Annotated in this window: 10 protein-coding genes; 5 read left to right on the top strand and 5 right to left on the bottom strand. The window is 51.1% G+C overall.

Annotated elements, in window-relative coordinates:
- The 3 genes from L975_RS15345 to L975_RS15335 form a co-directional block, all read right to left on the bottom strand.
- The coding region (locus tag L975_RS15345; protein WP_047709243.1) for an autotransporter domain-containing protein at window positions 1–1,840 on the bottom strand (1,840 nt) is incomplete at its 3' end.
- A 557-nt stretch (window positions 1,841–2,397) separates the two neighbouring features.
- Window positions 2,398–4,875, bottom strand: coding sequence for an alpha-glucosidase (gene ygjK, locus L975_RS15340; RefSeq protein WP_052181531.1), 2,478 nt, complete (start codon window positions 4,873–4,875; stop codon window positions 2,398–2,400).
- 229 nt (window positions 4,876–5,104) lie between these two features.
- Window positions 5,105–6,007 (bottom strand): autotransporter domain-containing protein, encoded by a 903-nt coding sequence (locus L975_RS15335; RefSeq protein WP_230400823.1) that lies wholly within the window; start codon window positions 6,005–6,007, stop codon window positions 5,105–5,107.
- A gap of 551 nt (window positions 6,008–6,558) precedes the next feature.
- On the opposite strand from L975_RS15335, the gene L975_RS15330 reads away from it, so the two are divergent.
- The 3 genes from L975_RS15330 (at window position 6,559) to L975_RS15320 (ending at window position 8,967) form a co-directional block, all read left to right on the top strand.
- A complete protein-coding gene (locus L975_RS15330) occupies window positions 6,559–6,900 on the top strand; it encodes a DUF3302 domain-containing protein (RefSeq protein ID WP_039045472.1) in 342 nt (113 codons plus the stop codon).
- 18 nt (window positions 6,901–6,918) lie between these two features.
- The gene (locus L975_RS15325; RefSeq protein ID WP_047709242.1) at window positions 6,919–8,055 is read left to right on the top strand and encodes an HlyD family secretion protein; all 1,137 of its coding nucleotides are present in this window, start codon (window positions 6,919–6,921) and stop codon (window positions 8,053–8,055) included.
- A 255-nt stretch (window positions 8,056–8,310) separates the two neighbouring features.
- Window positions 8,311–8,967: an oxygen-insensitive NAD(P)H-dependent nitroreductase NfsB gene (locus L975_RS15320; RefSeq protein ID WP_047709241.1), complete on the top strand. Its 657-nt coding sequence runs from the start codon at window positions 8,311–8,313 to the stop codon at window positions 8,965–8,967.
- A gap of 44 nt (window positions 8,968–9,011) precedes the next feature.
- Here L975_RS15320 and L975_RS15315 read toward each other — a convergent pair whose 3' ends face one another.
- Window positions 9,012–9,422 carry a VOC family protein gene (locus tag L975_RS15315; protein WP_047709240.1) on the bottom strand — a complete coding sequence of 137 codons (411 nt, stop codon included), beginning with the start codon at window positions 9,420–9,422 and terminating at the stop codon, window positions 9,012–9,014.
- A 190-nt stretch (window positions 9,423–9,612) separates the two neighbouring features.
- Between L975_RS15315 and L975_RS15310 the strand changes: the two genes are divergently transcribed.
- A complete protein-coding gene (locus L975_RS15310; protein WP_177326655.1) occupies window positions 9,613–12,168 on the top strand; it encodes a toxin-antitoxin system YwqK family antitoxin in 2,556 nt (851 codons plus the stop codon).
- Between the two features lie 158 nt (window positions 12,169–12,326).
- Here the strand turns inward: L975_RS15310 and L975_RS15305 are convergent, their stop codons facing one another.
- Window positions 12,327–14,042, bottom strand: a complete 1,716-nt coding sequence (locus tag L975_RS15305) for an NAD-dependent malic enzyme (protein ID WP_047709238.1) — start codon at window positions 14,040–14,042, stop codon at window positions 12,327–12,329.
- Between the two features lie 1,025 nt (window positions 14,043–15,067).
- On the opposite strand from L975_RS15305, the gene cadA reads away from it, so the two are divergent.
- Window positions 15,068–17,203 carry a lysine decarboxylase gene (cadA, locus tag L975_RS15300; RefSeq protein ID WP_010862326.1) on the top strand — a complete coding sequence of 712 codons (2,136 nt, stop codon included), beginning with the start codon at window positions 15,068–15,070 and terminating at the stop codon, window positions 17,201–17,203.
- Window positions 17,204–17,553 lie beyond the last annotated feature (350 nt).

The raw sequence follows: 17,553 nt of genomic DNA, 5'->3' as shown, positions 1-17,553 counted from the left end.
TGTTGTGTTGCTTGATATTTTTCTCGACGCTGATATCCAAGCCCAGTGAAGAGCGCGCGCTGACCTGCCACTGCGTTGCTACCCCAAGAGCAGCCGAGGTGACTTTGCTACGTAGACCATCAAAATGGGCGGTAAAGACGGAGGTATCGACTTCGTCATAACCATTCCAACGCAAGGAGTGGTAACCCAAAGCAAGATACGGGGTCAGTTGTACATGGGCGTACGGTGTGAAGGTATAACCGCCACTGAGATTAACATCATAGGCACGGGTGCGTGTATGGCCATAACCGATTTCTCGGGCATCACCATTGTGGTAGGCCCGTTCAATATCCATCCCCGCATCCAGTAAAGTGACACCAGCATAGGCTTTCCATCCTGCTTCGCCCGCATTACCGTAGCCGGTAAACAGAGTAAAGGCCGGTGCTTGCTGCGTAATACGGCCACCGTTGGCATCTTTAATGTGCATATCCGCAGCCATGGCCGATAACCCTAAGCGCCACTGTGGATAAAATTGGTAGGCGACGGTCAGACTAGCTGCCGGCACTCGATATTGCACCTCACCACCACGGAAACGTAAATCAGCCTGCGCTTTGACGCACATCCCATCGGCGCCAAAACTGGCGCAATCGGCCTGTGACGCGGCCACATCCAGAAACTGACGCTGTACCTCTAAATTACGTTGTACAAAGAACAAGGAGGACACCACCTGCCGAGTTTCGACGATACCACTGGCGTGATAACCCGGCTTAACCACATGGTGATCACTAGGATGCTCAGGCTCTGGCTTAGGCTGATCAGGTTTTACAGGTCCAGTATCAGGATGCGCCGGATTCACCACCGCCGGTGCATTAAGGGCAATGAGATGTGCCACATAACCATCCCCATTCATCAATTGCCCTGCGATAGTTGTGCCATCAGCTGAAATCGCATTAACGCTGCGCACCGGCATTCCCTCGGCCTGAACATGGGCATGCTTGAGCCAATCTGCCACCGAGAACATCCCCGCGCCTTCTTTCCAGATAAAGCCGGTTGTGCCTTGGGCGGTATTGGCCTCCCCCACAATTAATGTTCCATTTGGCGTAATGGCTTTGGCTTGGCTTTGGCCGGAATTATCCGATTTTAATGTACCCAAATCATGCACGGTGGCGTTGTCCCAATACACGGCCCGCTTTTCACCACTGCCATTGATAGAATCCCCGATGATACGCCCAGTATTACTGATCCCGTTGGCTTGCGACGCCCCTCCTAAGCTGGGTAAGGCCACCATCCCAGTATTTTTTGTCCAGCGAAATGCTCGAAAAGTGCTATCGGTGGTATTGGTTACGCCGACAATAATGGTTCCTTCTTGGTTCAGCGCAAGGGCATTGGAAAAATCTTGCCCTGCGGCACTATTTAATGACCCCAAATCATGAATAGCGGACGTTTCACGCTCCCAATACACCGCATGTAAGGTGGCGTCAGCGGTTGTACTAGCGCCAGCAATAATGGCACCGTCACCGCTAATCGCATTGGCCGTCGAACCGGTCAGTTGTGGATTTAATGTGGGTAAAACACTGACTTGCTCTGGACCGAGCCACATGACGGCTTGGCTGACCGCCCCGGAGGTAGTCGACGGATTATAATCGACAAAACCCACGATATATTGCCCATCATTACTGATGGCTGACGCTCGACTTATCCCACCGCGTAATGCATAGGGAACCGGTAATAAGGAAATTCCCTGTGTCGCACTCCATAAAAACGCTTGTGAACCTTGCGATAAAGTCATTCCACCCACCGCAAATTGCCCTGATGGCGTCATAGCAACGACCGACGCACCCAATTGAGCGCCAATATCCACGATCCTTTGCTGTTGATAGTGTGCCAGTAAATCTGAGTTGTTATTTATCGACGCTGCTTGTGCATGTGGAAATGAAAGTATGCCCACCGCATTTAGTAGCGCACATATTACGTGCTTCTTACATACCAGATTAGCCATTTTGTCATTCTCTTGATTATTTTATCCGACTTAAAATGTCGGCTTTTATATCGCGTACGGAAAATCTAACTCCACACAGATATTTAATGGACAAAAAAAGACGCATGACAATCTTGGCTTAAAAGTAATTAACTGCGGTGTCCCCTTGTAAACAGGTGTTTAGGAAAAATATTTATCGGTACAACACAAGAAAATGCCATCTATAACCACACTGAAAACAAAGGGAATAAAAAATAACTGAGAGCCAGCGCAGAAAAATACCACCTACAATAAATATATTTAAACTCATAGAACTTACGTTTTGCAATAATCCTAACCTCAACTATTAAAACGCAAAACAAATCCATACGTACCGGCAGATAAATAAAAAGGCCGGATGCACAAGCAACCGGCCTTTTTATTACTGTTTAGCGTTATCGTTACGACTTTTTATCCGCACTGAAAAAACCGTGATACAGCATATACAAGTGCGCTGAGCTCCAAGAGAAGTTCGGTGCGCCTTGCTGAGCGCCGGTTTCTGGGTTGTAGTTCTCACGGATCGGGCCATCTTGCGTCAGGCCGTTGGCATTACGGAACAGCTTATTTGCCAGCTCCACCGCCTGTGCACGATAACCGTACTGCTCCATCCCTTTTACCCCAAAATAGAACTGATCCAGCCACACGCGGCCACGCCAGTAGATATCAGGGCCATAGGCTGGGTTAGTTAACGCCGCCGTACCCAGTGGGATCAGGGTGTTAAACTCTTTCGGATCCAACATCACTTTGACTACCGCATCAGCATTCGCCTGTGTTGCGGCGCCATTAAACAGCGGTGACCACCCCTCAGGCCCTTTGCCGCGCTTATACAGCGGCTCTCCGGCGCATCCGTTAGCCAACGGTTTATCTGCAATTTCGATATCGTAGAAATAACCGCTCGGCGCATGGAACATACATGTATTGATGTAATCGGCCGTTTTCTCAGCGCGGCTGCGGAACGCTTTGGCTTCTTCAGGCTTACCTAAAATCTCGGCCATTTGTGCCAAATAGTGATTATCGCTGTACCAGTACGAGGCTTGGTCGACCGACTCTTGCAGCAGGGAATAGCCCTTCAGCTGACCGGTTTTCGGATCGCGACTTTCAGCAAAACGGACCTGCCAGTCACCGGCGCTGCCGCCATTGGCCACGTAACGCGCTAACTGATCTTCATCGATAAAGCCAAACACGGCGGCATCATCACGCCCCGATTCCCAAGAAGCCGCGGTTTGCGCCGGAATAGTCAGCGACTGATAAGGCTTACCGGAGTCGAGCAGCGCGTTATAAGCCTCAATGCCGGTCATCTCCTGCTTTTTGCCATCGGCATAAGTGACGCTAAACAGCATCTTGCCATCGGCAGTGTTGTGCGCCACGTCAGTTGCCGCACCGTACTCTGGGATGCCGTTGTTGTTAGTATCACGAGCGCGCAGCCACCAGTCATGATAAGCCACCAGCTTCGGATACATCTCATCCAGCCACGCCTTGGCTTCTTGCTCACGCTGATGCTCATTGTTCAGCGCGTTATACACTTCCCAGACCGCCCATGCAGCCAATGAGGGCTTGGTGTTACGCTCATTCCAGTTACCGCCATCGGCATCGGGCTGACCGGAGGCTTTACCGCGCTCTGGGCTCATGTTGTAGCCAATCACATCAATCACGTAACCGGCATCGTACGGGCGGATCGGATCATCGGCCTGAATTTGGCGCGAGAACACGGCGCGGATATTGGACATCGCCACATCTGGATTAAAGTGCGCCATGGCATAAGCTTGCTTCCACGAGTCCCACGGCCACGTCAGGTTGCCGGAGAACCAACGTGAAGTCACCGATGGCGTTACGGTATCAAATGCCACCGCACCAGCGGCACTACGCCAGTTACCATTGAGAGTTTCAATCGCTTTTACCGCAACGCGCTGCTGTTCGGTGCTGGTATTCGGGTTGGTCAGCCCACGCTGCAAATACTGATCCCAGCGCGTAACAGAGGCTTGCATCACTGCCTGTGGGTTAGACAGAATTTCTTTCACTCGCGCCCGCTCTTGACGCGCCTCATCGGCGGTCAGCACATGGCTGTAGGTGGTATAAAACACGGTCGAGCCGGTGATCTCGGCCTGCGCGCGATAGCTATCGGCGCTAATTTGGGTCTGATGCGGTAACGAGCGAGTGAGCATAAACGCACTCTCACCCGAGGTGAGCAAGGCGTTCGGATCGCGCACACGGCCAAAGTCGACCTGTACACCGCTATCGATGGTACTAAGGGTGCGCTGATAAGTCGGATAGGCTTCGGCTAACGTCAGCTTATCCCCTTTCGGTTGGCCATTTTCGCCGTAATGCGCCTGCATCAATTGGCCTTGCCACTTCAGCGTCAGCGGCGCATTGCTGGTAATGCGGGTTTCCATCAGCGAGGTGCGATTCGAGGCAAAGCGCAGGGTCAGCGTCACGGTCACGCCATCGTCAGAGGTCAGCTCTTGCACCAGTGCGCCAGGGATGCTGTAAGCCTGCATCGCAAACGTTACGGGCTTGCCATTTTTCCACACCGACAGCTGATCAAACTGATCCGCCATGTAATTCATGTACTCTTCGGTCACCAACGCAGGCCCAGGAAAACCACCGGCTTCTGCAGCGGATGCCGGTAACAGGTGACCATGCCACGCCCCGAGGTCAAACAGTGGGTTATAGCGCATGTGGCCCTTTGAGGCCGTATCGCGCATAAACATCGGCTTACCGGTGCGATCAATGACATTGCGAAATTGCGTCGCTGACCACTGAGAGGGTTGCGCAGTCGCCGCTGGCGTAGCGTCTTGCGTAGACGCAGCAGGCGCAGCCACAGACATGGCGGGCATTAACAACGCGGCACTGACCGCCACGGCACACAGATGTTTTTTCATGATTTACGACTTCCCTTATGTACAGCACATCAAACGGGTTTTATTTTTCGCGCAAAAATAAAACAGCCCTTCGCATTTTGCTTGTGCCTTTCCGGGAAAGTGTGAATCAGCTCCGTTTCTCAACCGCGTTCAGTGAGCCAGATCGGGTAATCGTTTACATTTGTCTTTCAAATGCCAATAAAGAGCAGACAAACAAAGGGTTAAACAGGGAAAAGAGACTGCCGAACGGTCAGAAACTGACCGCCAACCCCAATGAATAGCCGGTGGTGTTATCGCCGGTAATATAGCGCGCCACCAGCCGTGTGCGGGAGATCCAGATATCGTATTTGCTGGTATCAATTTCCATCCCCAAGCCAAACGAGGTCAGGTAATCAAAACCCAATGCCCCACGCTGCTCATCAAGAAATTCGGTATGCGCTGACTCCAACACCACCCGCACCGGGCGCTCAAAAAGGTGCATCCCGGTTGGGATACGGGTACGAAAATAGAGATTCAACTGCTCGGCCGACGCGCCGCCGGCCACCGCACGGTCATCTTTTTGAAATGGCTCGAGACGGATGTTGGAGTAACGCGCTTCCACATCCATATCATAGGCATCAGAGAAAAATTCATAATCCAACATTAACGAGCCGCCATAGCCATAAAAGCTCATACTGCCGCCATCTAGGAAAGCTAACTCTCGTCCGGTGCGATTTTCCAAAATCAGACGGCCAATCAACACATCACTGGCCACCGTACCCAACGAAATATTCAAGATTGGGCGCAACACCAAATGCTCACGCAAGGGAAAATCCCAACCTAATCCTCCAGCCGCCGAAAAGGCATTCCAACGAAACGGCACACTGCGCACCTCTTCACCCGAGGTGACAATAAAACGCGGATCATAACGGCTATAGCCCATGGTGCCTTCAGCATACAGCGGGAAATCGCTGCTTAAGGTTGCGCCGCCACCAAACTGAGTCAGGCGCATACCAACATCGTCATCATTCACATTGCCGGACGCCACAGACAAATTGCTGGTCGTCACATCCGGCACTACCGTGAAGCTGAGCAAACTGGCGGCAGCGTTAATACGTTTTCGAACCAGCTCATCATTTTGCAACAATGACTGAGCATCACTCGGCGCGCTCAACAACCCGCTCCATACCATGCATAAAACACAACTTAACGTTATTTTGTTCATGCTATGCCTTACTTCATCCGTTAACTCTGATTGTCGCTTCGTTGAGAGTGCACTTACGCTAATACATTTATACGGTGCAATTTGTTATCTCATCGCATTGTAGAATATAGCTGTCATAAGAACGTTACAGCGACACTGAAAGAGCATTTATTTATTAGTAGCAATAAATGAATTAATAGACTACGCCTTCATTCACTGAATAAATAGATACCTAAAATACGCAACCAATCGACAAGGCACAGCATAACAACTTGAATTATCAACAAAATAACACTCATGATTTTGTATACCTTAAAATGAATAATTCATGTTGGCTAAGTACTTTTTTTGCTATAGTCCACTGCTTTTAAATAAGATGGAGCTATAAACAACGCGCAAATTGAACTTTCTTCAATAAATGTCTATATCAATATGCAGAAAATGAATGAATTACCACAAAACTAATTCACTGCATTAAATAATAGCAGCAAAAATTTCATTAATTATTTAAGGAGCTTCCTATGTTCCTCGATTATTTTGCTTTGGGGATCTTGGTTTTTGTGGTGCTCACCATTTTTTACGGGGTGATCGTCATTCACGATATTCCTTACCACATCGCGCAAAAACGTAACCATCCACACCAAGATGCCATCCATGTTGCGGGCTGGGTCAGCCTGTTCACTCTGCACGTTTTATGGCCGTTTTTATGGATTTGGGCCACCTTGTACCGAGAAGATCGCGGTTGGGGATTTGTGCAGCAAAAACTCGATGCTGAGGAAAACGAAATTCAACAACTCAAGGCCCGGCTTGCGGTACTCGAATCCTCAGTAAAACCGGCCGAAACCCGCTCAGAAACCGAATAACAATCAGCAGGGAAACGTATGGATTTACTCATCATCCTGACCTATACCGCCTTTGCGTATGGGTGCTTTAAACTGTTTCGGATCCCCGTTAATAAATGGACGGTTCCGACTGCCATTTTGGGCGGGATTGTGATTGTCGGCGCGCTAGTGCTGACCATGAACTATAACCATCCTTACACCTATCGTGCGCAAAAAGCGGTGATTTCGGTGCCAATCGTGCCGCAAGTCTCCGGCGTGGTCACTGAGGTTCTGGTGCAGTCTAATGACTGGATCAAAAAAGGCGATATCCTGTTTAAACTGGACCCCACCCGCTATCAAGCGCGTGTCGAGCGGCTGCAAGCGGATCTGGTCACCGTTAAACAACAAGTGTCGTCACTGCAAGCCAGTGTGCGTGAAGCCAATGCCAATGTCAGCCGCGCACAAGCCGATCGCGATAAAGCATTGCGCGACTCCGAGCGTTATTCTGGCGGCGGCAAGAAAGCCGTCAGCCCGTTCTCCGAACAAGAGATCACCAATGCTCGGCAAAACTATTTAGCCCAAGAAGCGTTACTCGCCTCGGCGATTGCGGATCGCGAGCAGATCCAAGCACAACTCGATGGCATCATCAGCGGCGATAACTCACAAGTCGCCAGCCTGAAAGCCCAATTAGCGGAAGCCCGTTATAATCTAGACCAAACCATTATCCGCGCCCCAAGCGATGGCTATGTCACGCAAGTTTTATTGCAACCGGGCACCTATGCGGTAGCCATGCCGCTGCGACCGGTGATGGTCTTTATTCCAGCCCAAGACCGCCGCATCACCGCCGTCTTTCGGCAAAACTCATTTCTCAGCATAACACCGGGCGATGAAGCGGAAGCCGCATTTAACGGCATTCCCGGCAAAGTCTTCCCTGCTAAAGTGCTGAATGTCGCCCCGATCGTGCCAAACGGCAGTTACCAAGCCCAAGGCACGCTGCAAGGATTGACCTTTGACCCCTCGCGTGACGGTATTTACGTCACCCTGCTACTGGGGCCAGAAATCGACCAATACGCGCTGCCGGACGGGGTGAATGCGCAAGTAGCAATTTACTCCAAGCATTTCGAACACGTGGCCGTGATGCGTAAAGTGCTGCTACGCATGACCAGCTGGATGCACTACCTGTATCTGGATCACTGATAATCACCGCGATTTGAGAGCATCGGCTTTTCATGTACCGATAACTGGGCGTGTTCATAACGACACGCCCATAACCTGATACTCAAGTGCCTATTTCTTCAAACTCAACGCGTTACAACAACCCCACCTATACGACACACACCTTGTTGCATAAAGCACGTGCCGTCCGCCGTTATCCCTTTTATGATAGCCAGAACCAAGATCCGTCCTACCCAGAAAGCGGACTGAATGTGACGAAAAATGAAGGAAAGCAACATGAATATCGTTGATGCAGCGCAAACCCGTTATTCCACCAAAGCGTTCGATGACACTCGTAAAATCAGCGATAACGATGTCGAATCGCTGATGGCCCTACTGCGCTTAAGCCCATCCAGTGTCAACCTGCAACCTTGGCATTTTGTGATTGCTGGCACCGACAATGCCAAACGCCGTCTGGCCAAAGGCACCCAAGATCTATACAGCTTTAACGAAGCCAAAGTGATGAATGCCTCACACGTGGTACTGTTTTGCGCGCGCACTGGAGTCGATCACGCTTATCTTGAGCACCTGATTGCCACCGAAGAGCTCGATGGCCGCTTTGCCGATCCAGCGATTAAAACCCTGAGCCAGAATGCGCGCGCGTTGTTCGTCAACATGCACCGCTATGACCTCAAAGATCTGCAACATTGGATGGAAAAGCAGGTTTACCTGAATATGGGAACCTTGCTGTTGGGCGCTGCCGCGCTAGGCATTGATGCCGTGCCAATTGAAGGCTGTGATACCCGCATTTTGGATCAAGAGCTGAACCTGCGTGAGCAAGGCTTTACTGCAGTAGCAATGGTCGCGCTGGGATATCGCAAAGAGTCTGACTTTAACGCCAAACTGCCAAAATCGCACCTGCCTGAAACCGAGATTTTTACCGTACTGGCGTAAAACCAGCCTCACGGCAGTTCATCGCAGCCCAAAACTATCCGGCGTTATAACGCCGGATTTAACTGCAACAAATCCCATTTATTGCCATACAGATCCTGAAACACCACCACGGTGCCGTACGCTTCTTCCCGTGGCGCTTCACAAAACGATACCCCAGCCTGCTGCATCGCATGGTAATCACGCCAAAAATCATCGGTCTGTAAAAATAAAAAGACCCGTCCACCGCTTTGATTACCTATCGCCGCAACTTGCTGCTCGCCGACAGCCTTGGCCAGCAACAGCTGCGTTCCTTGCTGGCCGCGCGGTGCCACCACCACCCAACGTTTACCTCCGCCAAGTGGCGTATCTTCTGTCAGGATAAATCCCATTTTTTCAGTATAAAAGGCGATCGCCTCATCATAATCACGTACCACCAGCGCTACTTTGCCGATCATCTGCTGTCCTTCCACACTCATCTTGGGGTCTCCTTCAATCTGTGGTGTACCGCCATCACGTTCTGGATGGCGCCAACTGTTTTGCTTACACTGCAATTGTATAATGAAAGATACGGTGATATGGCTAGATCTAGATATGGTTCGATAATGCTGCCACCGCTACCGACGCTATCGCGCACCCATTGCTTGCAATGCAATGCGCGGTGATTACATGGATTTTACTCTGCGCTCAGGCTACCCGATGCTCTTTCAATCCCTTGACGCTTCATCTAAAAAAGTGATGACTCCCCGCGCCGCTCTGCGTGGTCTGACTGTCACAATACTGGCAACATTACTCAGCACCAGCGTAGCGCAGGCCACGCCATCCAACGCCGCCGCCGTCATCCCAACCGATACACCCGCCAGCAAAACAGGCGCCGCGGATACCACAGCTCACCAACCCGCATTCCCCAACATCAGCACTCTGCTCGCGCAAGGCACGCTGGTGCACGGCCCGCTGCCGCTGCTGAATAATGTGTATGACAAAGCCGAGCAAACAAAGCGCGATCTGCGCTTCTATCTGTTTGAGAATGCGGTATATCCGGTGACCTTTCCCTATGGCGATAAGCACCCATCTGAAGCCAAGATTTGGGATCGCTTAGACAACTTAGCCTCCTCTTCGCCCATCAAGGCGGTGTTCTATACCGATCTGGATACCGGCGGGGAAGACGAAGTCATTGTGATGTATGAAGATGCCACCGGACAACGCCTGCGCGCTTACGGTAAAAATGAGGCTACTTTAGCCGAAGGCGATTGGCTAACCCCGCCGCCACCTTCCGCCAATGTGCAAGTGCCACTCACGCGCCTGCAACCGCTTCTGGATACGCTAGCACCAACCATCAAGCCCTTTACCGTAAACCAGACTCGGCGCGCCTTACTCGCCGTTCCTCCCCAGTTGTATCAGGCACGTTATGACGACAGTGCACTGACCGATCCGCTGCTGCTCGCACTGCTGCACGGTTCATTACTGGCCAAAGCGAAAGTGCAGGCGGTTTTCGATGAAAATGGCTTTGCCCTGTTTCGCCCGCGGTCAGCGGACTCGACCAATACGCCTGTGGTGTTAAGTCAGCTAGGAACGCGTGAAATGGGCCAAGTACAGACCATTTTGCTGACCGTTCCCGAGCACACACGCCCAGCAGCGCCGGCAACGAATACAACCACAGCAGATAAGCCTGCACCGGCCTCTCCCTACGTTCTCACTGCGTTGCTACATCGCCAAAACGTGTCTTGTGGCAGTAATTTTCAGTCGTTTATTCTCACTGAAATGCGCTATCAGCGGGCGGATAGCCTGCAGCAAAACCCCGATGAGATTGAGGAAACCTTACTCGATGGCGAGCAGGTGCGTTTCATCGCCCAGCAATGTGAACTTCGCCCTGAGCGCGTGGTGCATTTTCAACAAGGAATACGCCACGGCCAATGGCAAACGTGGGATCGTGACTACGTATTGCTGCTCGAGCAAGGAGAGTACGTACAAGGTCAACGGCAAGGCGAGTGGAAACTGGGCCGCCGCCAGCCTTTTCCACCCATCTATACCTCCAACAACCTCTGGCAAGGTCGCTATCTGAATGACCAGCCGCAAGGCCTGTGGAAGCAAACCTTGATTTATCATGAGCCGATACGTGGCAGAGATACTCCCTTCGCCGGAGGAGAAAAGCACTACCAGAACGGAGTCCTGCATGGCGCTTATCAATCCTACCGCTTAGTCATGGGCAAAGATGCGAACGGGGAAAATCAAGTCCAACTGCAGTTATCAGAGCAAGGTCAACAGGTCAATGGCAACTATGAAGGCGTATGGCGCTCAGGTCTGGCTGACGGCGGTTATACCGATACCCAGTACCAAAATAGCCAAGTCAACGGCGAACAGCGCGAATATGATGCCGAGCAGCGTTTGCTCCGCATCTCCCATCTTCAAGGCGTGGAGCGTCAAGGAGAGGAGCAGCTCTTTTACCCGTCCGGACAGCTTAAAGAAATTAGCCACTATCAGAACAATGCGCGCATCGGCGCACAACTGATGTATCACCCCAACGGGCAACTGGCTCAGGTGCGTCACTGGCAGCCACTCCCGGTACCGGAAAACCCCAAGCTCTGCCGCGGCTTTAGCTGCCTGCAAGATAAAGATAAGCCTAACTCGCTGCTTGAAGGTGAACAGCGCGACTATGACGAACAAGGCCTGCTGGTCAATGTCGAATATTATCAGGCTGGTCAACGCAATGGCCCCAGCTACAGTTTCAGTGGAGCGCGCCTCACCAGCAGCAACCTGTATCGTAACGATCGCAATGACGGTGCCATCAGCCGCTACCTGACCGATGCAAAATCTGCCCCTTCACTGGGCGATCGGCTGATCAGCTACTATGACGCGCAAGACAACGTGCCTATCGGGCCGCTGTGGCTATTTGCCGCCGATGGCAGCTTGAGCGCCCTCGAACAAGGTTGTCGTCAGCGTAATGACCAATCAGATCCCGACGCGGTATATAGCCTACCCGCTGCGTGGCGTAACGCCACGGCGCGTTGCGCGAGCCAATACCGATTTAGCCCAACCGGTCAGCTAAACCGGCTGCGCTACGCCGATGATACGGCGAACGTGCAGTACGAAGTGCTGTATGACCCACAGGGAAACTGGCTCAGTCTGGCGCAACCGCTGCCTGATGGCGAACAGCGTCTGCATCTGCGCCGCCAGCCTGACGGCAGCATCACACAAAGCCACAGTCCGCTCTACGAGAGCTTATAGTGGAGATAAAAAAACCGCTGTCGTTAGGTAACGGCAGCGGCGGGAAAGGTTCTCCACAAACAAGCAGTGGATGGAGCTGATAAGGAAACACACACTGTCTGTACCGCCCAGCTCACAACCACTCCGGTACAGACAGCGTTTAACTCTTACTCCGCCAGTTACACGCGGCGATACGGCAGATACATCGGCGCCCACATACAAGCTTCAATGTGCTGCATCAGATCTTTGCCGTTTAGCGGATGCTGCGGATCATTGCGTACAATCTCTTTTAAGATCTCCGATGCCACATGCACCGAAATTCGGCGCAGTTCACTGATCCGCGGATACACCGTACCGCGCGCCAGATCGGAAGGCTCTACGCACTCGGCCAAAGCAAAAGCGGCGGTGGTAAAGATATCCGGTGAGATCTCGCGAATTTGGCTCACAATTGCCGCAAGGCCAACCCCCGGGAAGATAAACACGTTGTTACCCTGCCCAATGCGGTACGACTCGCCTTGATACTGCACATCTTTGAACGGGCTACCGGTCGCCACAATCGCCTGGCCTTCGCTCCAACGGAAAATATCTTCCGGTAACGCCTCGCAATTACTGGTCGGATTCGACAGCGGGAAAATCATTGGCCGTGCACAATGCTCCATCATCTGACGAATATGCGCCTCTTTAAACGCGCCGCCCGAGCCACTGGTACCCAGTAACACCGTCACCGGCACATGAGTCAACACATCCATCAAATTAGCTTTGCCCGGCTCTTCAGTACGCCACTGTTCCAGCAGCGCGCCCGGCTTGGCATAGCGGCGCTTATACTCATCCAGATTATCGCGGTTATCACACACCAAGCCTTGCGTATCCAGAATATAGATGCGATCCCGCGCCGCCTGCGGCTCTAACACTTCACGCAGCATACCGGCATAGATCTGATCCGCGACGCCAACCCCGCCAGCACCAGCACCATACACCAGATAATTTTGCTGACCTAAGGTCTCGCCTTTGCTGCGCACCGCGCCGATGATCCCCGCCAGCACCACCGCGCCGGTGCCCTGAATATCATCATTAAATGAGGGCAATTCCTGCTGATAGCGGCTTAAGTTATTAAAGGCATTCGATTTACTGAAATCTTCCCACTGCAATACTGCATTAGGGAAATGTACCTTCACCTGACGTACAAACTTCTCAATAAACGCGTCGTACTCCTGACCGCGAATCCGCTTATGGGGCTGCCCCAAATACATAGGATCGTCGAGCAGCGCCTGATTATCGGTGCCCACATCCAGCGTGATCGGCAAGCAACAAGCAGGGTGGATCCCTGCCGCCAAGGTATACAGCGACAACTTGCCAATCGGGATCCCCATCCCGCCGACCCCTTGGTCACCGATCCCCAAAATGCCTTGGCTATCGGTCACCACAATAATCTTGATGGTTTTGCCGTTAAAATGGCGCGCCATGTTCCCCATGTTGTCCACGTTTTCCGGCGTGATAAACAGCCCACGCGGCTTTTGGTAACGGTGGCTAAACTCCTGACAAGCTTTGCCCACCGTAGGGGTGTAGATAATCGGCGTCATCTGCTCCACATGCTGAGAAAGCAGCGCATAGAACAAGGTTTCGTTACGGTCTTGCAGCGAGCGCAAAAAGATATACTTTTCGATATCGGTCGAGGCGCTTTCAAACCCCTGATATACCCGCTCAATCTGATCATCAAACATCTGCACCTGAGGTGGCAACAGGCCATCTAGCTCAAAATCGGCCCGCTCCTGCTCACTAAACGCCGTCCCCTTATTCAGGTTACGGTCATTGAGCAAATCCATGCCGGTCAATGAAACAGGCCGGAATTCATTACCTTCGGAGTCTTTCCAGCGTAAATACTTACCTGTAGCCATAGCCTCTCCCTTTTCCCCAGTGCCGAGCCGGTGAAAACACCGCGCCCGTGTTACCCGAACTCAACGTGTTATGACAATTGCAGACACTCTTACCCCGCAAGCAACCTTGCCGTAGCGTACAGCCGACCGTGCGGAGCCATTGCTAATCTAATGATATTCCTGTGGAAAAGGTTATTTTGTGACCAGAGGCAAACTCCGCTGACTGGCAAGCGAATAAAGCGTGAATCGCCCCGCAACCTGCTAAGTAACGGCTTGCAGGCAATGTCACTGCGTTTTTATCTCTTCTTTTTTATCCTGGTTTTTTATCACTGCGTTTCCTGCGCGATAAAATAATGGGATGAAAAAGCCAATACCTTAAAAAGGCACCGATTAAAGTAGATAAGGATACAAACACTTAAAAATAAAATGCAAAACAGCGAATATTATTTGAACGCAAAGTTATTTCAACGAGAAACTATTGGCACAGCATTTTATATCCACTACGCCTCTCGCCTTGAAAAATCCGTGACACAATTCACAGCCAGCGTAAAAACAGCAGAGAATAATAAGATTGCAAAACATGACTAATAACCGCATTTATTTTTCAAATGTAATAACTTTCATTTTGTGACTCACACGTAATTATGGCGCAACCCACTGATAATTATTCACTATCAAGCATGATGCGCGCATAATTGTAACTGCAATAGGTTATAGTGAAATATCAGACACACCCTCTCACAACCGCCCCTCTGGGCAGTACACACTTGGCGGCGTATATTAACGGCGTTCATAAAATCAAGAACACACGAGTTTGATAACGGTTTTATTTCCTCGTTCGGATATGACTTGTTTATAAGTAAAAGCGACCAGCCATAACGCTGAGCGAGCAAAATAAAAACCGGCATATGAAAATGCGTACACAGCATCAAAATATACTGACCAGGTTAATTTATTTTTAACTCATCGTGATGGAGTCAATTCATCACTGAGTCAACGTGTACCCTAATATCTTGACAAAAACGTTCTATACGTGAGGATCAAGCATGAATATTATTGCTGTAATGAGTGAGCGTGGTGCATTCTTCAAAGAAGAACCACTGCGTCAGCTGCAGGACACCCTTGAACAAAAGGGATTTGAAGTTGTCCTGCCATCAGATCGCGAAGATTTGATTAAGCTTTTGGAAAATAACCCGCGCATTTGCGGTGTGATTTTTGATTGGGATCTGTACAGCTTAGAGCTGTGCGCTGAAATCAGCCAACTGAATGAACACCTGCCGGTTTACGCTTTTGCCAATACTCACTCAACACTGGATGTCAGCCTCAACGACCTGCGCCTGAACGTCACTTTCTTTGAGTATGCGTTAGATACCGCAGCGGATATTGCGCTGAAAATTGAGCAAAAAACTGACGAATACATCAACACTATTCTGCCACCGCTGACCAAAGCGCTGTTCAAATATGTTGATGAAGGCAAATACACCTTCTGTACCCCAGGCCACATGGGCGGTACCGCGTTCCAAAAATCCCCTGTCGGTAGCCTGTTCTATGACTTCTTCGGTGAAAACACCATGAAGTCTGACATTTCTATCTCCGTCAGCGAGCTGGGCTCTTTGCTGGATCACTCCGGCCCGCACAAAGAGGCCGAAGAGTACATCGCCAAAGTCTTCAACGCTGAGCGCAGCTACATCGTTACTAACGGTACGTCCACCGCCAACAAAATTGTCGGCATGTACTCCTCACCGGCCGGTAGCACCGTACTGATTGACCGTAACTGCCACAAATCACTGACTCACCTGTTGATGATGAACAATGTGGTGCCGGTTTATCTGCGTCCAACTCGTAACGCCTACGGTATTCTGGGCGGGATCCCGAAAAGCGAATTCATGCACAGCACCATTGAGCAGAAGGTAAAAGAAGCGCCGAATGCCCAGTGGCCGGTCCATGCGGTCGTGACCAACTCCACCTATGATGGCCTGTTCTACAACACCGACTTCATCAAGCAAAATCTGGACGTCAAATCCATCCATTTTGACTCTGCATGGGTGCCTTATACCAACTTTGACCCGATCTACAAAGGCAAATGCGGTATGAGCGGTGACCGTGTACCGGGTAAAGTGATTTACGAAACCCAGTCCACTCACAAACTGCTGGCAGCCTTCTCACAAGCCTCGATGATCCACATTAAAGGTGATGTGAACGAAGAGACCTTCAACGAAGCCTTCATGATGCACACCTCAACATCACCGTTGTACAGCATCGTCGCTTCCGCTGAAATGTCTGCGGCCATGATGAAAGGCAACAGCGGTCGTCGCATGATCCGTGGCTCTATCGAGCGCGCCATCCGCTTCCGTAAAGAAATCAAGCGTCTGAACAAAGAGTCTGACGGCTGGTTCTTTGACGTATGGCAACCTGACAACATCGACAGCATCGAATGCTGGAACTTGGATCCGAAAGCCAAATGGCACGGTTTCAAAGATGTCGACAGCGACCACATGTATCTAGACCCAATCAAAGTCACCATTCTGACCCCGGGCCTGAACAAAGACGGTCAACTGGAAAGCACCGGTATCCCAGCGGCGCTGGTGGCCAAGTATCTGGACCAACACGGCATCATCGTGGAAAAAACCGGTCCATACAGCATGCTGTTCCTGTTCAGCATCGGTATCGACAAAACCAAAGCACTCAGCCTGCTGCGTGCACTGACCGACTTCAAACGCGGTTATGATCTGAACCTGAAGATCAAAAACATCCTGCCAAGCCTGTACCAAGAAGATCCGGAATTCTACGCCGACATGCGTATCCAAGATCTGGCGGCTGGGATCCACAAACTGATCTGCCAGCACAAACTGCCAGATCTGATGTTTAGCGCCTTCGAAGTTCTGCCGAAGATGATCATGACACCGCACGAAGCCTTCCAAGAAGAGCTGCGCGGTAACGTGGAAGAGTGCTATCTGGATGAAGCGGTTGGCCGCATCAACGCGAACATGATCCTGCCATACCCACCAGGTGTGCCTCTGGTAATGCCAGGTGAAATGATCACCGAAGAAAGCCGCCCAGTGCTGGACTTCCTGCAGATGCTGTGCGAAATCGGCGCCCACTTCCCAGGCTTTGAAACCGACATCCACGGCGCTTATGCGCAAGCCGATGGCCGTTACACCGTTAAAGTCATCAAAAAATAACGGACACTGCTGCATGATGCATTAACTCAATGCGATTGCAGAAACTGTCTCCAACCTCAAAGGCGCGGTTTATCCGCGCCTTTGCTCGTTCTCTCCCGCCGTTTTCTGTATCGAAAATGGGGGCAGAAAGCCTGTATTGCGATAGCCACCTCACCACCAAACGCCCAGTATGCTCTCTCAGACGCTCAAAGTGCTTCAGGCAAGGTTGATGCCATCAACGCCCCAAAACGCCCATCTCAGCAAGCTCTGTGCGCCAGCAACGCCATAATCATACGCAGATAGCAGATAGCAGATAGCAGATAGCAGATAGCAGATAGCAGATAGCAGATAGCAGATAGCAGATAGCAGAT

This window comes from Plesiomonas sp. ZOR0011, assembly GCF_000800945.1.
In the GTDB taxonomy this organism is placed as follows: domain Bacteria; phylum Pseudomonadota; class Gammaproteobacteria; order Enterobacterales; family CAMTGL01; genus Plesiomonas; species Plesiomonas shigelloides.
Note: the sequence above shows the minus strand (reverse complement) of the source record. Positions and strands in the feature narration are given on the sequence as shown.